The organism is Mycobacterium sp. WUMAC-067, assembly GCF_020217485.1.
Taxonomy (GTDB): Bacteria; Actinomycetota; Actinomycetes; order Mycobacteriales; family Mycobacteriaceae; genus Mycobacterium.
This window is the reverse complement of record NZ_JAEKMI010000030.1, coordinates 25,342-46,528: the sequence shown is the minus strand read 5'-3', so window position 1 is coordinate 46,528 and position 21,187 is coordinate 25,342. Positions and strand designations below refer to the sequence as shown.

Here is a 21,187-nt window from a genome sequence, read left to right as displayed (position 1 = left end):
CGGTTCCGACCGCGCGCAGCCCGTATGATCTTTCACGGCTACCAGTTAAGAAAATGCTGGAGGGCGCTGGAGGGCAGCACGCCGCTTGCGCACGGAATGTGCGTTGCTGGACATCGATTCCGGTGACCGCCGCAGCATCATTCTTGGGGCTGTCAGCGTGTCTTGACCTGCTGTGGCGGGTCGACGGATAACGCTCGCCAGGCTGCGCTCGGTAGGCTGATGACATAGCTAATTTGGGCCTTTCTGGCCCATGGACGGCCCATGGACGGTCCAGGGCGGCCCATGACGGAGGAGAATCATGACTGATCGCGTGTCGGCGGGGAACTTGCGCGTCGCCCGGGTGCTTTACGACTTCGTGAACGAAGAGGCCTTGCCCGGCACCGATATCGACCCGGACAGCTTCTGGGCGGGCGTCGACAAGGTCGTCACCGACCTCACCCCGAAGAACCAGGATCTGCTGCGCCGCCGTGACGAGCTGCAGGCCCAGATCGACAAGTGGCACCGACAGCGGGTCATCGAGCCGCTCGACATCGACGCCTACCGCGAGTTCCTCACCGAAATCGGTTACCTGCTGCCCGAACCCGCGGATTTCACGATCACCACCTCGGGTGTCGACGACGAGATCACCACGACCGCGGGCCCCCAGCTGGTGGTGCCGGTGCTCAACGCCCGCTTCGCGCTGAACGCCGCCAACGCCCGGTGGGGCTCGCTGTACGACGCCCTGTACGGCACAGATGTCATCGGAGAAGACGACGGCGCCGAGAAGGGGTCGAGCTACAACAAGGTGCGCGGCGACAAGGTGATCGCCTACGCGCGCAAGTTCCTGGACGAGGCCGCGCCGCTGGAGTCCGGCTCATGGTCCGACGCGACCGGCCTGTCCGTCGAGGACGGCCGCCTGAAGGTCGCGACCGCCGACGGCTCCGTCGGCCTGGCCGACCCGGAGAAGTTCGCCGGCTACACCGGCGAGCTCGGTTCCCCCAACTGGTCGGTGCTGTTGGTCAATCACGGCCTGCACATCGAGATCCTCATTGATCCGGACTCGCCGATCGGCAGGACCGACGCCGCGGGCATCAAGGACGTGGTCCTGGAGTCGGCCGTCACCACGATCATGGACTTCGAGGACTCGGTGGCCGCCGTCGACGCCGACGACAAGGTGCTCGGCTACCGCAACTGGCTCGGCCTGAACAAGGGCGACCTGTCCGAAAGTGTCGACAAGGACGGCAAGACCTTCACCCGGGTGCTCAACGAGGACCGGACCTACTCCACGCCCGACGGCGAGGGCGAGCTGACACTGCCGGGCCGCAGCCTGATGTTCGTCCGCAACGTCGGACACCTGATGACCAACGACGCGATCGTGTGGAGCGACGGCGACGAGGAAAAAGAGGTGTTCGAGGGCATCATGGATGCGCTGTTCACCGGCCTCACCGCGATCCACGGGCTCAAGACCGGCGACGCGAACGGGCCGCTGGCCAACAGCCGCACCGGGTCCATCTACATCGTCAAGCCCAAGATGCACGGGCCCGACGAGGTCGCGTTCACCTGCGAGCTGTTCAGCCGGGTCGAAGACGTCCTCGGCCTGCCGCAGGGCACCCTCAAGGTCGGCATCATGGACGAGGAGCGGCGCACCACCGTCAACCTCAAGGCCTGCATCAAGGCCGCGGCCGACCGGGTGGTGTTCATCAACACCGGGTTCCTGGACCGCACCGGCGACGAGATCCACACCTCGATGGAGGCCGGTCCGATGATCCGCAAGGGCGCGATGAAGAGCACCACCTGGATCAAGGCCTACGAGGACGCGAACGTCGACATCGGCCTGGCCGCCGGCTTCAAGGGCAAGGCGCAGATCGGTAAGGGCATGTGGGCGATGACCGAACTGATGGCCGACATGGTCGAGCAGAAGATCGGCCAGCCGAAGGCCGGCGCGACCACCGCGTGGGTGCCCTCGCCGACGGCGGCCACCCTGCACGCGATGCATTACCACTACGTCGACGTGGGTGCCGTGCAGGAGGAGCTGGCGGGCAGGAAGCGCACCAACATCGACGAGTTGCTGACCATCCCGCTGGCCAAGGAATTGGCGTGGGCTTCCGAGGAGATCCGCGAGGAGGTCGACAACAACTGCCAGTCCATCCTCGGTTACGTGGTGCGCTGGGTCGCGCAGGGCGTCGGCTGCTCGAAGGTGCCCGACATCCACGACGTGGCGCTCATGGAAGACCGTGCGACGCTGCGGATTTCGAGCCAGCTGCTGGCCAACTGGCTGCGCCACGGTGTGATCACCGAGGAGGACGTGCGGGCCAGCCTCGAGCGAATGGCCCCGCTGGTGGACGAGCAAAACGCCAAGGATGCGGCGTATTTGCCGATGGCGCCCAACTTCGACGACAGCGTGGCATTCCTGGCGGCGCAGGACCTCATCCTGACCGGAACGCAGCAGCCCAACGGCTACACCGAGCCGATCCTGCACCGTCGTCGGCGCGAGGCCAAGGCGCGCGCCGCGCAGTCGAATTGAGCCTGCGCTCAATTCGGGTTCGCACGTGTAATAGTGCCGCGGATGACTAAGATCGGCGGCGAGTTCATTCGGATGGATCGACGGAAAGGCCGCGGGCACTGCTATGGGTAGGCACAGTGCGCCCGACCCTGACGACTCCCTCGACGAGCCTTCTCGCGACGACGCGGTCGACGAGCCGTCCCGAGGTGACGACGCAGGACATCAGCGGCGGGATGCCGGCGCCGGCGAGGCGGCGGACGAGGATTACTACTCGGACGCCGACGACTTTGCGGACGAGGATTACTACTCGGACGAACGTCACTACGCCGACGACGAGGAGCCCTACGCCGACGACGAGCCGTACGCCGCGGGCGACGCGTTCGCCGACAGCACGGCCGACGAGTACCCGGAGTTTCCGCCGCGGCAGCCCGCCCCGTCGAGTGCGGAGCCGCCGGCCGCCTCGCCGTCGCTGTTCCGGGGCGGGCATCGGGGGCTGACCGACTGGCGGGGCGGCCATCGGAGCGAGGGCGGGCGGCGGGGCGTCAGCATCGGTGTGATCGTCGCGCTGATCGCCGTCGTCGTCGTGGTGGGGTCGGTGATCCTGTGGAGCTTCTTCGGCGACGTGCTGTCCAAGCGATCGCACAACGCGGCCGGCCGCTGCGTGGGCGGTCAAGAGACCGTCGCCGTCGTCGCGGACCCGTCGATCGCCACGGCCGTCCAGGAATTCGCGGAAAGCTACAACAAATCGGCGGGGCCGGTCGGCGACCGCTGCATGGTGGTCAACGTCAAACCCGCCGACTCCGACGCCGTGCTCAACGGCTTCATCGGCAAGTGGCCCGCCGAACTGGGCGGCCAGCCGGCGCTGTGGATCCCCGGCAGCTCGATCTCCGCCGCACGGCTCGCGGGAGCCACGGCTCAGAAGACGATCAGCGAGAGCCATTCACTGGTCAGCTCCCCGGTGGTGCTTGCCGTGCGCCCCGAACTGGCACCGGCCCTCGCCAAGCAGAACTGGGCGGCACTGCCCGGGCTGCAAACCAACCCGAATGCGTTGGCCGCGTTGAACTTACCCGCCTGGGGATCGCTGCGACTGGCGCTGCCGACGGGCGGCAACGGGGACGCATCGTTTCTCGCCGGTGAGGCGGTGGCGGCCGCGTCGGTGCCGCCCGGCGCCCCGGTGACGCAGGGCACCGGCGCGGTGCGCACCCTGTTGAGCGCACAACCCAAACTCGCCGACAGCTCGCTGACCGAGGCGATGAACACGCTGCTGAAGCCCGGCGACGCGGCGACCGCGCCGGTGCACGCGGTGATCACCACCGAACAGCAGCTGTTCCAGCGCGGCCAATCGCTGCAGGACGCCAAGAGCGCCCTGGCGTCCTGGCTTCCGCCGGGGCCCGCGCCGGTGGCCGACTACCCCACCGTGCTGCTCAGCGGTTCGTGGCTTACCCGCGAACAGGCCACGGCGGCCAGCGAATTCTCCCGCTTCATGCACAAGCCCGATCAGCTGGCGAAGCTGGCGAAGGCGGGCTTCCGGGTCAACGGGGTCAAAACCCCGAGCAGCCCGGTGACCGCCTTCCCGGCGCTGCCGTCCACGCTGTCGATCGGCGATGACCCGATGCGCGCCACGCTTGCCGAGGCCATGGCCGCCCCGTCGGCCGGACAGGCCACGACCATCATGCTTGACCAGTCGATGCCCGGCCAGGAAGGCGCAAAGTCCCGGCTGGCAAACGTCATCGCGGCGCTGCAGGACAGGATCAAGGCCCTGCCCCCCACCGCCGTCGTCGGCCTGTGGACTTTCGACGGTCACGAGGGCCGCTCCGAGGTGGCGAGTGGGCCGCTGGCCGATACCGTTAACGGGCAGCCGCGCTCGGCGGCTCTGTCGGCCGCGCTGGACAAGCAGTACTCGTCGGGTGGCGGTGCGGTGTCATTCACCACGCTGCGCATGATCTACCAAGACATGCAGGCCAATTACCGTGCGGGCCAAGCCAATTCGCTTCTCGTGATCACCGCCGGGCCGCACACCGACCAATCCCTGGACGGCCCGGGGCTACAGGATTTCATCCGCAAGAGCGCCGATCCGGCCAAGCCGATCGCGGTGAACGTCATCAACTTCGGTGCCGATCCGGACCGATCCACCTGGGAAGCGGTCGCCCAGCTCAGCGGCGGCAGCTATCAGAACATCGCGACATCGGCGTCCCCCGAGCTCGCGACGGCGATCAACGCCTTCTTGAGCTGACGACGCGGGCGGCCGGCGCCATCGCGCGCCGCAGCCGGCCGGCGATGGATACGCCGGCGTGATCCCCCGAGCCCGACGGCATCGTCGGCGGAAAACCCGGAAATTCCCGCCGCCACCTATCCGATCGCGGCCGGTTGTGCCACACTCGTGATAGAACGAACCGTTCTTTCTATCAACGTTGATCTAGGAAGACGCACCGCAAAGACCGCCGAATCTCGTTGAGCTGTTGGCCAACCCAGGAAGGCGCACCATGGCCCACCCCCTGCCCACCGATCCGGAGGACCCGCAGGCCCGGATCGAGCGGCGCGCCCGGCGGGCGGACACGGATTCGGCCGACACGTCGTTTCTCGCCGAGGAGATGTCGCCGTGGCTGTCCCCCGCCTACGGCGCGGCGAATGTGGTGATGCAGCTGGCGAATTCCGGTGTGGCCTATGGCGTGATGGAGAGCAAGGTCGACAGCGGCAACCTGTACAAGCATCCGTTCAAACGGGCCCGCACCACCTTCACCTACATCGCGGTGGCCATCGCCGGCAACGCGCAGGATCGTCGGGTGTACCGGGAGGCCGTCAACGCCGCACACGTCGAGGTGCGCTCCGGCCCGCAAAGCCCGGTGCGCTACAACGCCTTCGATCCGGAGTTACAGCTCTGGGTTGCCTCCTGCATGGCCGCGGTCTTCGAGGACACCCGAAGGCTGCGGGGCGGCCGTTCCCGGCGCGACCCCGAAACCGTGCACCAGGCGGCGTCGGTGTTCGCCACCACCTTGCAGGTGCCGCCCGAAATGTGGCCTGCCGACCGGCAGGCCGCCGACCGGTACTGGCAGGAGCAACTCGATCGGCTCGATTTCGACGATCGCATGCGCAGCTACCTGATCGGCATCGCGCGCCTGGATTTCCTGCCCGCCCCGATTTCGGCGCTGTTCGGCGGATGGAATCTCTTCATGACGCTGGGATACCTGCCGCCGCAGCTGCGCGAAAAGCTCGGGTTCGGTTGGTCGGACGCGCAACAACGCCGATTCGACCGCTGGCAGCGCGTCTTCGGGGTGTTGGACCTGTTCACGCCGCGGTTCTTGACGCGCCTCGGCGTGCACGCGGTGGTGTGGGACATGCGTCTGCGGCACCGGATCGGGGCAACCGTCGTGTGACGACAGACCGACGCGCACAAGGAGGAACGGTATGACGACGACAAGCCGAATCGAGCGACGCGGCAACGCTTCCGCTGCGACGTTCGTACCGCCCGAAGCGGAATGGAATTCCGCGCATCGCGCGTTGGCCGACGATGTCAGGTGGTTCGCGGGGTCGCCGTTGGCGGCGGCGTTTGGCCGCCTGGCCCTCGACCAGGTGGCGCATCGCGAAATCGCGGCCGCAGTGGACCGCAGCGGACGCTTTGCCGACAACTTCACCGACCGTGGGATCCGCAGCGCCGCGTTCACCGCCCTCGCCGCCTTCGGCGACAGCTCGGACGTGCAGGCGTCGCGGGCCGATCTCAAACGGTTGCACCGCGACGTGCGCGGGACGGGGAAGGACTCGTTCAGCGACACCCGCTACAGCGCGCTCAATCCCGAGGTGTGGACCTGGGTGGCCGTGAGTGGTCTCAACCTTTTGTATCAGGGTTATCTGCGGGTGTGCGGGCGTCGCCTTACCCTGGCCGAAAAGGAGGTCGTCTATCAGACGCTGCGCTCGGAATTGCAGTTCCTGGAGCTGCCCAGCAAGCAGGGGAAGCTGCCGGCGACCTTGCACGACATGCTGGAGCATTACGATACAGTCGCGGCAAAAGACTTGGCCGACAACGAGTTTCTGCAATTCGCCAATCGCAGCTTCGTCGCCCCACCGATCCCGAAGTTGTTGGTTTCCCGGCAGATTCGGCCCGTGCTGCAATTGGTCTGGCCGGTGCTGACCACGCTCGCATCGCGTCCGGTGGTCGTATGTTCGGCCGCCGTGGCCCATCCCAAGATGCGCCGGCTGCTCGGGGTGCGGTGGGGCGCCCGCGAGCAGGCGGAGTTCGTCGTCTACGTCGCGGCGTTGCAGATGGGCTGGCGATGGCTGCCGCGCCGGCTCACGCTGGAACCCTTGGCCTACAACCGCTACCGATACGAGCGGCTCCGGGACCGCTACCGTTCCGTGCTGTTGGACTCCTTCGCGGCGCCCGACCGGAATTGATCCGGCGCGATCGCTGAAGCGATGGCAGCGGACCGCAACGGCGCGAATGCGGATGAATAGGCTGAGTGAGCGCAGAATTGCCGCGATACCCCAATCGGCTGGAGGGCAGATGGTAGACCCCGCGATGCTGCTCGGCGCGCTGCCCGACGGTTTGGCCGCCCTCGATCCGACCGCCCGCTCGATCGTCACCGCCGCGCGCACCTGCTTCACCGAGCGCGGATTCTCCAACACCACCATGCAAGACATCGCCGACACCGCCGGTGTCGGCGTCGCCACCGTCTACCGCCGGTTCCGGCACAAGCGAAACCTGGTGCGGCTGACCATCATGGACGAATCGCTGCGGCTGAGCACGCTGGTTTCCGAGGTCGCGGGTCGCGCGGGATCACCGGAAGAAGGGATCGCCGAAGTCTTCGCCGCGTTCGTTCACGAGGCCTCCGCCCCCAAGCTGCTGACGCGAAGCATCCGCGAATCGCCCGCCGCCGGGGAGTTGACCGCCTACCTGACCGACGAGAACCTGATCGCCATGACTCGCGGCTACATCGCGACGTGGCTGCGCCGCTGGCAGGAGCGTGGCGAACTGGCCGCCGACCTGGACACCGAGGTCGTCGGGGAGATGATCGGACGGCTGATCATTTCGCTGATCAAGACGCCGAAGTCCGTCATCCCGGTCTACAACCTCAACGAGGCCCGCGATTTCGCCCGCCGGTACCTGGTGCCGCTGGCGTTGCACTCCCCGGCGCGAATGCCGGGGTGATCCCGCCCCGACCCGATCGTCAGGCGAACGCCTCCACGGGCGGGCACGAGCAGACCAGATTGCGGTCGCCGTAGGCGCCGTCGATGCGGCGGACCGGCGGCCACACCTTGGGCCGGAAGTCCTTGCCCAGCGGGTAGGCGGCCTCTTCCCGGGTGTACGGATGGTCCCACTCGCCGATCACCAGGCATTCGGCCGTGTGCGGGGCGCCCCGCAGCGGGTTGTCGTCGACCGACCACTCCCCCGCACCCACCCGGTCGATCTCGCCGCGGATCGCGATCATGGCCTCGCAGAAGGCGTCGACTTCGGTCAGGGTCTCGCTCTCGGTGGGTTCCACCATCAGCGTGCCCGCCACCGGGAAGCTCATCGTGGGCGCGTGAAAGCCGTAGTCCGCCAAGCGTTTTGCGACGTCATCCACGGTCACGCCGGTGGCCTTGGTGATGCCCCGCAGATCCAGGATGCATTCGTGGGCCACCATGCCGTTCTCGCCGGTGTAGAGCACCGGGAAGTACTCGTCGAGGCGACGGGCGATGTAGTTGGCCGAGGTGATCGCGGTCAGCGACGCCGCGCGCAGGCCCTCGGCGCCCATCATCCGGATGTAGGCCCAGCTGATCGGCAGGATCGAGGCGGACCCGTAGGGCGCCGACGACACCGGATGCCCCTCGGGCAGTTCGGGGGCGTGCGGGTGACCCGGCAGGAACGGCGCCAGGTGCGAGCGCACCGCCACCGGCCCGACCCCCGGGCCCCCGCCCCCGTGCGGGATGCAGAACGTCTTGTGCAGGTTCAGGTGGCTGACGTCACCGCCGAACTTCCCCGGCCGCGCCAGGCCGACCAGCGCGTTGAGGTTGGCGCCGTCCACATACACCTGGCCCCCCGCGTCGTGGGTGGCCGCGCAGATCTCGGCGATGTCGTGCTCGTAGACGCCGTGGGTGGACGGGTAGGTGATCATCAGCGTCGACAGCCGCTCCCCGTGCTCGGCGACCTTGGCGCGCAGGTCGTCGAGGTCCACGTCGCCGTTGGAGTGGCAGGCCACCACCACGACCCGCATCCCGGCCAGGGCCGCCGACGCCGCGTTGGTGCCGTGCGCGCTCGACGGGATGAGGCAGATGTCGCGGTGCGGTTCGCCGCGGCTGGCGTGGTAGTCGTGGATGGCCAGCAGGCCGGCGTATTCGCCCTGCGATCCGGCGTTGGGTTGCAGCGAGACGGCGTCGTAGCCGGTGATGTGCACCAACCAGGCCTCCAGGTCGGCGATGAGCCGCCGCAGGCCCGAGGTGTCGGATGCCGGCGCGAACGGATGCTGGCGGGCGAATTCCGGCCAGGTGATCGGCTCCATCTCGGCGGCGGCGTTGAGCTTCATGGTGCACGAGCCGAGCGGAATCATGCTGCGGTCCAAGGCGATATCTTTGTCGGCCAGCATGCGCAGGTAGCGCATCATCGCCGTCTCGGTGCGGTACTGGGTGAAGGCGGGATGGGTCAGGAACTCTGATGTGCGGGTGATGATGCCCGCGCACACCGGCTGGGCGGCCGGCACGCCGAACGCCTCCAACACCGCGGCGACGTGCTCGTCGGTGGTGGCCTCGTCGCAGGCCACCGACACGTGGTCGTCGTCGACGCGCCACAGGTTGATGCCGTGGGCTTTCGCCGCGGCGATCACCTCGTCGGCGCGGCCCGGCACGCGGGCCAGCACGGTGTCGAAGTACTTGTCGTGCACCAGCGCATCGCCGATGCCCGCGGCGATCGCCTCGGCGTGACCGTGGACGCGGCGCGCGATGGCGGTCAGCCCCTCGGCGCCGTGGTAGCTGGCGTACATCGCGGCCATCACCGCCAGCAGCACCTGCGCGGTGCAGATGTTGCTGGTCGCCTTGTCGCGGCGGATGTGCTGCTCGCGGGTCTGCAGCGCCAGCCGGTAGGCGGGTGAACCGTCGGCGTCCAGCGACACACCCACCAGCCGGCCCGGCAGTTGGCGCGCGTGGTTGGCGTGCACCGCCAGGTAGCCGGCGTGCGGTCCACCGAATCCCATTGGCACACCGAATCTTTGGGTGGTGCCGAACGCGACGTCGGCGCCGATCTCACCGGGCGGCGTGATCAGCGTGCACGCGAGCAGGTCGGCGCCGATCGCGATCAGCGCGCCGCGGTCGTGCGCCTGCCCGACCAGCGGCGCCCAGTCGGTGACCCGGCCGCTCGCGCCGGGCAGCTGGGCGATGACGCCGAAGAAGTCGCCGTCGGGCAGTCCGTCGCGCAGGTCGGCGGTGACGATCTCGATGCCCAGAGGCGCGGCGCGGGTGGCCAGGATGGCGGCGGTCTGGGCGAAGACGTCGGCGTCGACGGCAAGCCGGTTGGTTTTGCCGCGGGCCGCGCGGTGCATCAGCGTCATGGCCTCGGCGGCGGCGGTGCCCTCGTCGAGCATGGAGGCATTGGCGACCTCCAGGCCGGTCAGGTCGGCCACCATCGTCTGGAAATTCAGCAGCGCCTCGAGCCGGCCCTGGCTGATCTCCGGCTGATACGGCGTGTACGCCGTGTACCAGGCCGGGTTCTCCAAGATGTTGCGCAGCAACACCGGGGGCGTGAGCGTGTCGTAGTAGCCCTGACCGATCATGGACACGGCCACGGTGTTGGCGTCGGCCAAGGCCCGCAGCTCGGCCAGCGCCTCGGTTTCAGTGGCGGGTGCCGGCAGCCGGTCGAGGCCGGGCGCCGCGCCGTTGTCGGTGAGTTTGTCCAGGATGCCCGACGGGACGGCTTTGGACGCCAGCTCGTCGAGGGAGTCGACACCGATGACGGCGAGCATGGCCGCGACGGCCTGGCTGTCCGGGCCGATGTGCCGAGCTGCGAACGGGGATTGATCGGACACTGGAAACTCCTGAGTAGGCGGACAACGACAGATCAAGGCAGAGGACGAACGGTCCTCTCCCTCTGTCTTCACCCTTCGCCGGGCGCCTGAGAGATTCGGCGCCGGATGCTTGTCCTGCGCGCCTTTCCCCATCGGCGGGTGTCGACCCGCAGGTCTTCACCGCTTTCCAGAGGCATCATTGTTTCGCGCGGTCCGGGTGCCTGAGAGGTTGACGGAGAGGTGTTGCTCCTTCGGCGCCCGTGACTGGCAGTCACGGAACTCTCCCGCTCGAATACGATGCGCGGCCCAGTTTACTCGGCCGCGTGGGCGCGAAGTTGCGCGCTCTCGGGGCGCGCCGTCAGCCGATCTTGCGGTCGCGGTGCTTGCGCCGGGACGCCAGCTCGTCCTCCGGCTCGGCGATCGACTCGCCGCCGTCGGCCCGCTCGCCCGGGAAGTCCGCGATGACGCCGGTCAGCTCCCGCATGGCGCCGGACACGGCGATGCCGAACACGCCCTGCCCGCCCTGGAGCAGGTCGACGACCTCTTCGGCCGATGTGCACTCGTAGACGGTGGTGCCGTCGGAGAACAGGGTGATGTTGGCCAGGTCCTGAACCCCGCGCTGGCGCAGGTGGTCGACCGCGACGCGGATGTTGTGCAACGAGATGCCGGTGTCGAGCAACCGCTTGACGATCTTGAGAACCAGGATGTCTTTGAACGAGTAGAGGCGCTGGCTTCCGGAGCCCGCCGCGCTGCGGATCGACGGGACGACCAGCGAGGTGCGCGCCCAGTAGTCCAGCTGCCGGTAGGTGATGCCGGCGATCTGGCACGCGCTGGGACCGCGGTAGCCGACCAGTTCGTCGGGCACGGAGTCGTCCGGGAAAAGTCCGGGCTGCACGGGGGCGCTGGCCGCGGTGACGCTGCGGTCGTTACTCGCGCCGTTTTCCTGCTCAGCTAGGTTGAGCTGCTCTTGGCGTGGCTGCTCGCTCACGGTGGTTCCTCTCCGCGATCGCGCTCTCGTCGTTAGCTGCGTCTCTGGCTGCACCGCAGCCACGTCTGCTCAGGCCCGAGTGCTAGTGAGCTTACGCTTTCCTAGAGCCGCCGCGCCTGAAGTCGTGATCAAAGTATGGCCGCCTCGGGGCCAACTGGGCGGGCTATCCGCCAGCGTGTCGACATCACGTTGCCAGTTGAGACGCATCCGTGATGTCCCCACCAGGCTAGTCCAGCGACACCCGCCTCTCCTAAACGCTGGTGGCAAACGCTGGTGGCAAGGCCGGGCAGGAGCTAGGTGGCTTTGAAATCGTCGGGAGACACGCTGTCGAGAAATTCTTTGAACTTCTCCACCTCGTCCTCGCGGACGGCGGTGCCGCCCTCTTCGTCGGTCTCGTCGGGGATCAGCAGCCCGGCCTGGGCAAGCACGGGCTCCTCGACGTAGATGGGGACGCCGACGCGCAGCGCTATCGCCACCGAATCCGATGGGCGCGCCGACACGGTGATGTTGCGGTCGAACACCAGGTCGGCGTAGAAAGTGCCTTCCTGCAGATCGACGATCCGCACCTCTTTCAGCGAATGCCCAAGCGCGGCAATGACATCCCTGATCAAATCGTGCGTCAACGGACGAGGCGGCTCGACGCCCTGCTGCTCGAGGGCGATCGCGGCGGCCTCCGACTGGCCGATCCAGATTGGCAGGTAACGGTCACCGTCGGTTTCGCGCAGCAACAACACCGGCTGGTTTTGCGGCTGCTCTACGCGAATGCCGACAACACGAACCTCACCCATTTGTGTCTGTCCTCCGCATTCGTGGCGCCGGTTGGATTGGTACTTCCAGCGACGGCGAGGCCAAAAATCCGCCCTACCGCCGAAACCAAGCTGTCGACCGAAGTCTAGTCCTCAGCGATCCAGAACGTCGCGAACGGCGGATTTGATCAACGACGTGTGCAACGTGATAGCCAGCGCCGCAACTTCACGCGCCAAATCGTCGGCGCGATCGCGGGCACCGGCCTTGCCGGCTTTGACTACCGGACCGGCGATTTGGGCGATCAGGTCCGACTGCCGGTCGGCCGCCGAGCGGAATGCGCGCAGATGCCGCGGCTCGACGCCGTAATCCGACAGCGCCCGCGCGCACTGCAGGATGACGACGGCGTGCTCGTCGAAGAAACCGGCGGGGCCGGTGGTGATGACGCCGGCTTTGAGTAACGCGGTCAGCAAGTCGTCATCCACGCCCGCACGCGCCAGCAGCTCTTCGCGGCTCAGCCGGACGTGCGTGGGCGCCACCGCCGACGCGTCGGAGCCGGGTCCGACGCTGCCGTCCGCCCCGTCCCCGGTGTCACCGATTCCCGTGACCGACACCAGGCGCGGGACGGCATAGGAGGTTTTGAAAGGCGGTAGCTCGCCGTCGGGCTGGGCGTCCAGTTGCGCCCGGATGACCTTCAGCGGCAAATAGTGATCGCGCTGCGCGGTAAGGATGAATCGCAACCGCGCGCAGTCGTACGCGGTGAACCTTCGATACCCCGACGCAGCCCGTTGCGGCGTCACCAGCCCCTCGGCCTCCAAGAAGCGAATTTTGGAGATGGTGACATCGGGGAAGTCCGGCCTCAACAATTCCAGGACCGCCCCGATCGACATCCCGGCCAGTGCCGAGCTATCGGGTGCGCTCACTAGCCTGAAGATCCTCCATCCTCACCCTGCTTGGGTCCGGTCAGAAACACCAAGCGGAACTTGCCGATCTGCACTTCGTCACCGTTGGCAAGCACCGCGGAATCCACGGGCTCACGGTTGACGTAAGTGCCGTTGAGACTACCAACGTCGACCACGCTGAATTCGTTGTTTTCCAACCTGAATTCGGCGTGCCGGCGGCTGACGGTCACGTCGTCGAGGAAGATGTCGCTGTCGGGGTGCCGGCCGGCCGACGTGGTGGGCTGGTCGAGCAGGAATCGCGATCCCGCATTGGGGCCCCGTTTGACGACCAGCAGCGCCGAACCCGCCGGGAGTCCCTCGACTCCGGATACCGCGCTTTCCGTGCCCGCTTGCGCGGGCGCGTCGAGCTCGTTGAGGAAGTCGGCACGAAAGACCGAGGTCGTCTCTACCGTGACTTCGTCCGAATTCTGGTCTTGCTGACTTCCTGAGTCCATGTCCGTCACGCGCTGCTCCTCACTGGCCGCTGTGGCGTTGTCTGTCCGGGCCGCTCGGCCGGCTTCCGCACCAGGTCGTGTTGCCCGGTTTGCCGGTCTTCAAAAGGTAGATGTGTCGACGGTACCGCGCACCTGCCTGCAATGCGCCCACCGCCTGACGATCCGAAACTGCGATCCCCCCGTGTGCCGGCTGCACCGCTCGCCTGGCCGTGCGGGGCTGCAGGGACATTAGCAACCGTCATTCGGTCAGCGTTCCGCGGTAGGCCTCCGCGTCGAGCAACGAAGAAATGGCGGACTCCGCTGCGGCGACGTCGGATACCTGCACATCCAGCAACCAGCCCGCCCCGTACGGATCGGAGTTGACCAGTTGCGGGCTGCCTTCCAGGTCGGTGTTGACGGCCGACACTTTGCCCGACACCGGGGCGTACAAGTCCGACACCGATTTCGTGGATTCGACCTCGCCGAAGGATTCACCGGCGGTCAGCTCGGCGCCCACGTCGGGCAGCTGTACGAAAACGACATCGCCCAACGCCGACTGCGCGAAGTCGGTGATGCCCACCCGCACGGTGTCATCACCACTTCGACGAACCCACTCGTGTTCGGCGGTGTAGTGCAGATCGGGCGGGATATCGCTCACGAGTGATCCTGTCTGTTCGGAAAAATGCTCACTTGACGGGCTGAGCGTATTGGTGCGGTTTTGGTTGCCGCAAGGTGGTCACGTCCACCCGGTCGGACTGCTGGACGGACATCCGCGCACCGACGCGTTTGACCGTGTCCTGCGCGCCGCCGGGGATGTTCATCGCCGCGGCCAGGGTGGGCGGATCACCAATCGCCAGAATCGAATACGCGGGCGACAGCGTCTTGGAGTCGACGGTCAGCGACCCGGGCACACCGGCGACCCAGGTGTCGACGCCCACCCGCACGGACTGGTGCGCATCGTTGATTTCGATCGCCTCGGCCCCGGCGGCACGCAACTCGTTGATCACGTCGAGCATCGCCTCGGGGGAAACCCCCGGCCCGGGGTCCTCGATCGTGACGGTGACGCCGGGCCCGGTGGCGCCCACGGCGCCGACCAGGATGGACAGCGCCGCGAGCCTGGATTGGGCGGACTGGATGGCGGCCTGGTCGTTGTTGCCGGACGCCTGCAGTGAATTCAGCGTGTTCTCCAGCTCGTTCACCTCGCCGCGGAGGGTGCCTTCGCGCTGCCGCAACGAATCCAGCAGCACCAACAGGTCCGCGGGCCGGGCCGTGTCCAGCGAATCGCCCGATTCGGTCTGGCGGACCTGGGTGACGATGGCGATGCCGAGAAGCAGACACAGCAGCACGGCCAGCGTCGCGAAACCCAGTCGGGAGCGGCCGCCGCGCAGCATGCCGGACAATCCGCGCCGGCGCAGCGGCCCGATCTCGGGACGGGGGTGTTTCCCGGGCAGTTCGTGACGTCCGCGCGGCGCGCCCGGATCCGGCGCCGCGTCGGCGCCGCGATCTCCCGGATCCTGGCTCACGCCGGGCTCGATCGGGTCATGGCGTCACGCCCCGAACAGCCGGCGGCGCAGGGCCGCGGCGTTGCCGAAGATGCGAATGCCCAGCACGACGATGATGGCCGTGGACAACTGGGTGCCCACACCCAGTTGGTCGCCGACGTAGACGATGAGCGCGGCCACGAAGACGTTGAACACGAACGAAATCACGAAGACCTTGGGGTCGAAGGTCCGTTCCAGATAGGCACGCAACCCACCGAACACGGCATCGAGGGCCGCGACCACCGCGATCGGCAGATAGGGCTGGACGACTTCGGGCACCGCGGGGTGAAACACCAGGCCGAGCACGATGCCGATCGCCAGCGCCGCGAGACCGATCATGCGGGGTTTCCCGTCTCGCACAGGCGAAGCTGTCTGGTCGGGACTTTTCTCACTGTGGCCCAATCTGCTTGGCGAACTTGACATCCCGGACGGATCCGGCAGGCAGCGAAAGACCGTCGGCGACATCCACCGTAACCACCACGCCGTAGGAAATCTCCAGCAGCCTCAGGCGCTGCAGCCCCGGGCTGTTGTCGAAGACATCGCGCATCGACCGCGGCGCCCCGATGGCCAGGATCGTGTACGGACTGCTGGTCGGGTTGTTGTCGACGAGGATCGCGCCGCCGGCTTGCCGGATGGTCACGTTGGGCCCGATCCGCACGCCGCCGACCGAGATCGCCTCGGCGCCGCTGGCCCACAACGAGTTGACCACCAGCTGCAGGTCGCGGTCGAGGATGATCTGCCTGCTGCCGCTGACCCGCTGCTTGGACACGTCGGAAAGGTTCGGGCTGGCGCCCGGATCGGTCACGGTCAGCTTCAGGCCGGGACCGATGATCGCCGTGCTGCCGGCCGCGAGGCTGAGCGCGTCGAGGCGTTTCAGCAGCCGCTGCCCCTCGGCGTCGTCGGCCAGCGCGTGGCGCTGCACGTCGTCGAGTCGCGTGGAGAGCTGGTTGCGGCGCTGGGCCAGCTTGGTCGCGGAGCCCTCCGCCGACCGCACGTTGCCCAACAGCAGTTGCTGGGCGTCGCGCACCCCGGGCGCGACCGAACGGGCCTGCGCGACCGCGGCGGCGAAGACCGTCGCGATGAGCAGCGCCGCCAACGCCTGCCAGAGCCAGCCGAAGGCACGTTGGCGTCCTTCGGTGGTCGCTCGCCTGGCCGCCGCCGCGGCGTAGCCGGGATCCAGGTGCTCGGACAGCAGCGCGCGCAGCAGGGAGGGCACCGGAATGTGTTGTGGCCGCGCCGCCACGTGCGCGCTGTGACCGGCGTTGGGGTCGTAGCCGCCGAGCCTGCGGTCCACGTCAGCCATGGTCGGTCGCTTTCGCCACGGCCGACGGGCGCGACCCGCGATCGACCTTGGGCATGCGGCGCAGCACCAGCGTCATCTGGACCGCATACTGCACGAACGCCCACAGGTAGCCATACAAGCCCCAGATCAGGAAGGCCCACCCGCAGGCGCCCACCACGCGGCTCCACAGCGCGTCCCACGTGCCCAGCAGCACCAGCGGGAAGCCCGACATCAGCGCGAACGTCGCGGCCTTGCCGATGTAGGTCACCGGCAGCGCCGTGAGTCCGCGGCTCCACAGCAGGGGCAGCGTCGCGGCCAGCAGGCTATCGCGGGCGAGCAGGATGACGACGAACCACCACGGCACGATCCCGCTGAACGCCATCACCACGGGGACGGCGACCATGTAGAGGCGGTCGACGGCGGGGTCGAGCAGCACACCCAGGCGCGAGGACTGATTGAGCAGCCGCGCGATCTTGCCGTCGGCCCAGTCCGAGGCGCCGCTGAACATCAAGATCGCGACGGCCCATCCGTGGGCGTGCGTCACCAGCAAGGCGTAGATGAACACCGGAATGAGCGCCAGGCGGATGACGCTGAGCGCGTTGGGGACCGTCAGCACCCGGTTGGGCGGAAGCACCGGCTCCATGAGCCGTGACCTTAACGCGACTCCACGCCGAACGCCCGGCTGGGCGCACACTCGGGCGCGAACGCCCGGCTGGCCGCACGCTCGGCGAGTGGGTCTAGCGGAACACGCCGGGCAGGCTGAGGGTGGACAGCGTGTCATCCGACAGCGGGTTGTCGTTGACCATGTATGTCCACGTCGACGTCGGCCGCGCCAGCTTGGACAGGTCCAGTCCCTGCTCCTCTTCGAGGACGTTCGCGGTTTCGAAGGTCTGTTGGGCCGCCTCGACCGCGTCCGCGGCCAGCGACGCGAACGCGTCGACCGCCAACCGGTGAAACTCGTCCAGCGGATTCTGCCGGCCCAGCGCCCGCAAGTGGATGCTCTCGCGGATGTCGGCCAGGTACGCCAGATGGTCGGCCCAGCCGCGGTCCAGGTGATAGAGCATGATCTGCCGGCAGATCGTCTCGAGGCGTTCTTCGGAGATTTCCTCGGCCAGTTCCTCGTAGCGCTTCGGCGCCAGCTCGGCGAGTTCCTCACGCGCGGTCGCGGTGCGCAGCAACGTATTTCGTCGATCGACGATGATGGCGCGCTGCTGGGCGATCAACTGGTTGTAGCGCCAGGTGTTCGCGTGCACGTCGAGCATGCGGCCCTCGGCGACCCGCTGGGCATGGTCGAGCAGCCCGGCCGCCTTGGGGCTGACGATCCGGCCGTCCTCGTCGGTCTCCATCGGCAGCTTGTTGTGGTCGAGGTTGGCCGCCACGACGTCGTCTTCCCAGCTGGAGAAGAACACCGACGACCCCGGGTCGCCCTGGCGCCCGGCGCGGCCCCGCAGCTGGTTGTCCAGCCGCTCGGTGTGGTGCCGGCCGGTGCCCACGACGTGCAGCCCGCCCAGCTCGGCGACGCGGTCGTGGTCGGCTTCGTCGGATCCCCCGAGCCGGATGTCGGTGCCGCGCCCGGCCATCTGTGTCGACACGGTGACCACGCCGAACTTACCGGCCTCGGCGATCACCTGGGCTTCCTCGGCGTCGTTCTTCGCGTTGAGCACCACCGCGGGCACGCCGCGGCGCAACAGCCGTTCGTGCAGGTCCTCGGACTCGGCGACGTCGCGGGTGCCGACCAGCACCGGCTGCCCGGTCTCGTGGACGTCGGCGATGTGCGCGACGATCGCGTCGTTCTTGGCCGCGCCCGTGATGTAGACCCGGTCGGACTCGTCTTCGCGAATGTTGGGCTTGTTCGGCGGAATTGGCGACACACCGAGCTTGTAGAACTGGCGCAGCTGCTCGCCGGCGGCCAGCGCGGTGCCGGTCATGCCGCACACGGTGGCGTAGCGGTTGATCAGCGCCTGCACGGTGATCGTGTCGAGCACCTCGCCGGTCTCGGTGGTCTCGATGCCCTCCTTGGCCTCGACGGCGGCCTGCAGCCCGTCGGGCCAGCGCTGCAGTTGCGCGATGCGGCCGCGCGAGGAATTGATCAGATGCACCGCGTCGTCGCGGACGATGTAGTGCACGTCGCGTTGCAGCAGCACGTGCGCGTGCAGCGCGACGTTGACCTCGGTCAGCGTGGTGCCGACGTGCTCCTCGGAGTACAGATCGATGCCGCCGAGCGCCTTTTCGACCTTGCGCGCGCCGGCCTCGGTCAGGTGGACGTTGCGGCTGTCGGAGTCCGTGTCGAAGTCGGTATCGGCGCTCAGTTCGCCGACCAGCCTGATGATTTCGAGTCGCGGCGTCTCCCGATGGGTGGTCCCCGCCAGCACCAGCGGCACCAGCGCCTCGTCGACCAGCACCGAGTCGGCCTCGTCGATGAGGGCCACGTCGGGGTTGGGCGACACCAGGTCGTCGACGTCGGTCACCAGCTGGTCGCGCAGCACGTCGAAGCCGATCTCGTTGACCGAGGCGTAGGTGACGTCGCAGCCGTAGGCCGCCTTGCGCTCTTCGCTGGACGACTCGGCGGTGATCCAGCCGACCGTCAGCCCCATGGCCTCGATCAGCGGGCCCATCCATTCCGCGTCACGACGCGCCAGGTAGTCGTTGATCGTCACCACGTGCACGTGCCGCCCGGCGAGCGCGTACCCGGCCGCGGCGATCGCGCCGGCCAGGGTTTTGCCCTCACCGGTGGCCATCTCGATCACGTCGCCGGCCAGCATCCGCAGCGCCCCGAGCAGCTGCACATCGAATGGACGCAACCCGCTGGCCCGCTCGCCCGCCTCCCGGGCGATCGCGAGGAACTGCGGGATGTCCTCGGAGTCAGCGAGGTCCTCGAGGTTGAGCAGCCCGGCCGCCTTGCGGAGCTGCTCGTCGGTCAGACCGGCCGCCTCGTCGTCGTATTCCGACGAGTCGGTGACCTGGGTGAGAGAGCGGCTGCGGTCCTTTTCAGTGCTAGCGCCGAGCAGCTTCCAGAAGCGGCTGCTCAGCCGGCCGGGTTGAGCGCGGGTCGTCTTAGGCACAGGTCAACGGTACGCGGTGGGCCGCCGCGCACTTCCATCACGCGAGGTTGGATCGGCGTGGATAGGCGACGTTCGGGTCGGTGAGCACATTGACGACGGCGGGCAGGCCGCTGGCGAAGGCCCGTTCCAGGGCGGGCCGCAGCTCGCCGGGCGCGGCGACCAGCTCGCCGTGGGCGCCCAGGGCGCGCGCCACCTCGTCGTAGCGGGTCCCCGGGCGCAACTCGGCCACCACCGAATAGCCGTACAACGCCTCCATGGGGTGCTTTTCCAAACCCCAGATTCCGTTGTTGCCGATCACCGACACGACGGGCACGTTGTGCCGGACCAGGGTGTCCCATTCCATCCCGCTGAAGCCGAACGCGCCGTCGCCCTGCAACAGGACCACCTGGCGCTCCGGCCGGGCCAGCTTGGCGGCCAGGGCATAGCCCGGGCCCGAACCCAGGCAGCCGAACGGCCCGCTGTCCAGCCAGCACCCCGGCAGATAGCTGTCGATCACCCGGCCGGCGTAGGACCCGAAATCGCCGGCGTCGATCACGACGATGGCGTCGCGGTCCAGCATGGGCGCCAACTCCGCGTACACCCGCATGGGGTGCAGGGGGACGCGGTCGTCGGCGAGCTCGGCAGTCTCCTTGGCGCGCGCCGCGGTCTCGGCCGCTCGCAGTTCCTCGATCCACTCTCGGTGCCCGGCGCCGCCGGCGGTGGCCAGCGCCGCCAGGATCGTCAGCAGGTCGCCGTAGAGCTCGGCCTGCACCGGCCGCGGATGGCGTCGCTCGGGTTGGACACGGTCGACCACGACGAGCTGGGTCTGTTGCCCGAACACCGCGCCGAAGCCGAGCCGGAAATCCATCGGCACGCCGACGATCAGCGCAACGTCGGCCTCCCCCAAGGCTTTTCCGCGCGCCCGGGAAAACGCCAACGCATGGTCGGCCGGGACCGCGCCGCGGGCCATCCCGTTCATCAACACGGGGATCTGGAGTTCCTCGGCCAGGCGCAGCAGCGCGGCTTCGCCGTGCCCCCACCACACGTTGGTGCCGGCCATGATGACAGGGCGCTTCGCCGCCGCCAGTAGACCGACGGCTCGGGTCAGCGCCTGGTCATCCGGTGCGGGCCCCGGCGGCACGTCGACGAGGGCCCCGGGGCGCCCCAACACGTCGGGGTCGTCCGGCATGGAGAACACGTGGTCCATCGGGAAGTCGACGAAACCCACGCCCGACGGCGCACCGACCGCGGCGCGCAACGCGTCATCGACGAGGCGCCCGGCCTCGTCGGCCGACTGCGCGGTGGCGGCGAACCGCGCCAGCGGCGCCACGAACGGCACGTGGTCGATCTCCTGCAGCGAGCCCATCCCCCAGCGCTGTGCCGGCGCGCGGCCGCCCAGCACCACCAGGGGCGACTGGTTCTGCTGCGCCGCCGCCATCGCGCTCATCCCGTTGGTGATGCCCGGCCCCGCGGTCAGCGCCGCCACGCCCGGGCTCCTGGTCACCTTCGACCAGCCCTCGGCGGCGAAGGTCGCGGTCTGTTCGTGGCGGGTGTCGATCAGCCGGATACCCTCGTCGCGGCAGCCGTCGTAGATCGAGAACAGGTGACCGCCGGACAGTGTGAAGACGGTGTCGATTCCGCTGGCCCGCAGGCGCCGCGCGACGAGGCGGCCGGCATGTACGGTCTGGCTGGACAGATCGGCGCTCATCTGCGCAGCCTAGCGAGAACCGCTCGGGTAGCTTGCGGGGAAGTGCCGACCGCAGAAGG

Annotated in this window: 17 protein-coding genes and 1 riboswitch; of the genes, 5 read left to right on the top strand and 12 right to left on the bottom strand. The window is 68.2% G+C overall.

What is annotated here, in order from left to right; all coding sequences use genetic code 11:
* Positions 1–298: 298 nt before the first annotated feature.
* The 5 genes from JF781_RS19535 (at position 299) to JF781_RS19515 (ending at position 7,625) form a co-directional block, all read left to right on the top strand.
* On the top strand, positions 299–2,503 hold the full coding sequence (locus JF781_RS19535) for a malate synthase G (protein ID WP_225329240.1): 2,205 nt from the start codon (positions 299–301) through the stop codon (positions 2,501–2,503).
* Positions 2,504–2,606: 103 nt separating this feature from the next.
* Positions 2,607–4,715: a substrate-binding domain-containing protein gene (locus tag JF781_RS19530; RefSeq protein WP_225329239.1), complete on the top strand. Its 2,109-nt coding sequence runs from the start codon at positions 2,607–2,609 to the stop codon at positions 4,713–4,715.
* Positions 4,716–4,965: 250 nt separating this feature from the next.
* Complete coding sequence (locus JF781_RS19525) at positions 4,966–5,856, top strand: oxygenase MpaB family protein (protein WP_225329238.1); 891 nt, start codon at positions 4,966–4,968, stop codon at positions 5,854–5,856.
* Positions 5,857–5,887: 31 nt separating this feature from the next.
* Entirely contained in the window at positions 5,888–6,871 is a 984-nt protein-coding gene (locus JF781_RS19520) for an oxygenase MpaB family protein (protein WP_225329237.1), read from the top strand.
* 109 nt (positions 6,872–6,980) lie between these two features.
* Positions 6,981–7,625 carry a TetR/AcrR family transcriptional regulator gene (locus JF781_RS19515; protein WP_225329236.1) on the top strand — a complete coding sequence of 215 codons (645 nt, stop codon included), beginning with the start codon at positions 6,981–6,983 and terminating at the stop codon, positions 7,623–7,625.
* Positions 7,626–7,644: 19 nt separating this feature from the next.
* On the opposite strand, the gene gcvP is transcribed toward JF781_RS19515, so the two are convergent.
* The 12 genes from gcvP to JF781_RS19455 form a co-directional block, all read right to left on the bottom strand.
* Positions 7,645–10,470, bottom strand: a complete 2,826-nt coding sequence (gene gcvP, locus JF781_RS19510) for an aminomethyl-transferring glycine dehydrogenase (protein WP_225329235.1) — start codon at positions 10,468–10,470, stop codon at positions 7,645–7,647.
* Positions 10,471–10,648: 178 nt separating this feature from the next.
* Positions 10,649–10,746: riboswitch (glycine riboswitch) on the bottom strand.
* 61 nt (positions 10,747–10,807) lie between these two features.
* A complete protein-coding gene (locus JF781_RS19505; protein WP_225329234.1) occupies positions 10,808–11,437 on the bottom strand; it encodes a MerR family transcriptional regulator in 630 nt (209 codons plus the stop codon).
* Between the two features lie 293 nt (positions 11,438–11,730).
* The gene (locus JF781_RS19500; protein WP_008256980.1) at positions 11,731–12,225 is read right to left on the bottom strand and encodes a bifunctional nuclease family protein; all 495 of its coding nucleotides are present in this window, start codon (positions 12,223–12,225) and stop codon (positions 11,731–11,733) included.
* A gap of 111 nt (positions 12,226–12,336) precedes the next feature.
* Positions 12,337–13,104, bottom strand: coding sequence for a MerR family transcriptional regulator (locus JF781_RS19495; RefSeq protein ID WP_225329233.1), 768 nt, complete (start codon positions 13,102–13,104; stop codon positions 12,337–12,339).
* Positions 13,104–13,577, bottom strand: a complete 474-nt coding sequence (garA, locus tag JF781_RS19490) for a glycogen accumulation regulator GarA (RefSeq protein ID WP_014382626.1) — start codon at positions 13,575–13,577, stop codon at positions 13,104–13,106. The genes JF781_RS19495 and garA overlap by 1 nt, the downstream gene beginning before the upstream one ends.
* Before the next feature lie 238 nt (positions 13,578–13,815).
* Positions 13,816–14,214: a glycine cleavage system protein GcvH gene (gcvH, locus tag JF781_RS19485; RefSeq protein ID WP_225329232.1), complete on the bottom strand. Its 399-nt coding sequence runs from the start codon at positions 14,212–14,214 to the stop codon at positions 13,816–13,818.
* A gap of 28 nt (positions 14,215–14,242) precedes the next feature.
* Positions 14,243–15,079 carry a DUF881 domain-containing protein gene (locus JF781_RS19480; RefSeq protein WP_225329231.1) on the bottom strand — a complete coding sequence of 279 codons (837 nt, stop codon included), beginning with the start codon at positions 15,077–15,079 and terminating at the stop codon, positions 14,243–14,245.
* 24 nt (positions 15,080–15,103) lie between these two features.
* Complete coding sequence (locus tag JF781_RS19475; RefSeq protein ID WP_225329230.1) at positions 15,104–15,436, bottom strand: small basic family protein; 333 nt, start codon at positions 15,434–15,436, stop codon at positions 15,104–15,106.
* Positions 15,437–15,485: 49 nt separating this feature from the next.
* Positions 15,486–16,400, bottom strand: coding sequence for a DUF881 domain-containing protein (locus JF781_RS19470; RefSeq protein WP_225329229.1), 915 nt, complete (start codon positions 16,398–16,400; stop codon positions 15,486–15,488).
* Positions 16,393–17,022, bottom strand: a complete 630-nt coding sequence (locus tag JF781_RS19465; RefSeq protein WP_225329228.1) for a CDP-alcohol phosphatidyltransferase family protein — start codon at positions 17,020–17,022, stop codon at positions 16,393–16,395. The genes JF781_RS19470 and JF781_RS19465 overlap by 8 nt, the downstream gene beginning before the upstream one ends.
* Positions 17,023–17,116: 94 nt before the next feature.
* Positions 17,117–19,441 (bottom strand): accessory Sec system translocase SecA2, encoded by a 2,325-nt coding sequence (secA2, locus tag JF781_RS19460; protein ID WP_225329227.1) that lies wholly within the window; start codon positions 19,439–19,441, stop codon positions 17,117–17,119.
* Between the two features lie 37 nt (positions 19,442–19,478).
* Complete coding sequence (locus tag JF781_RS19455; RefSeq protein ID WP_225329226.1) at positions 19,479–21,128, bottom strand: acetolactate synthase; 1,650 nt, start codon at positions 21,126–21,128, stop codon at positions 19,479–19,481.
* Positions 21,129–21,187 lie beyond the last annotated feature (59 nt).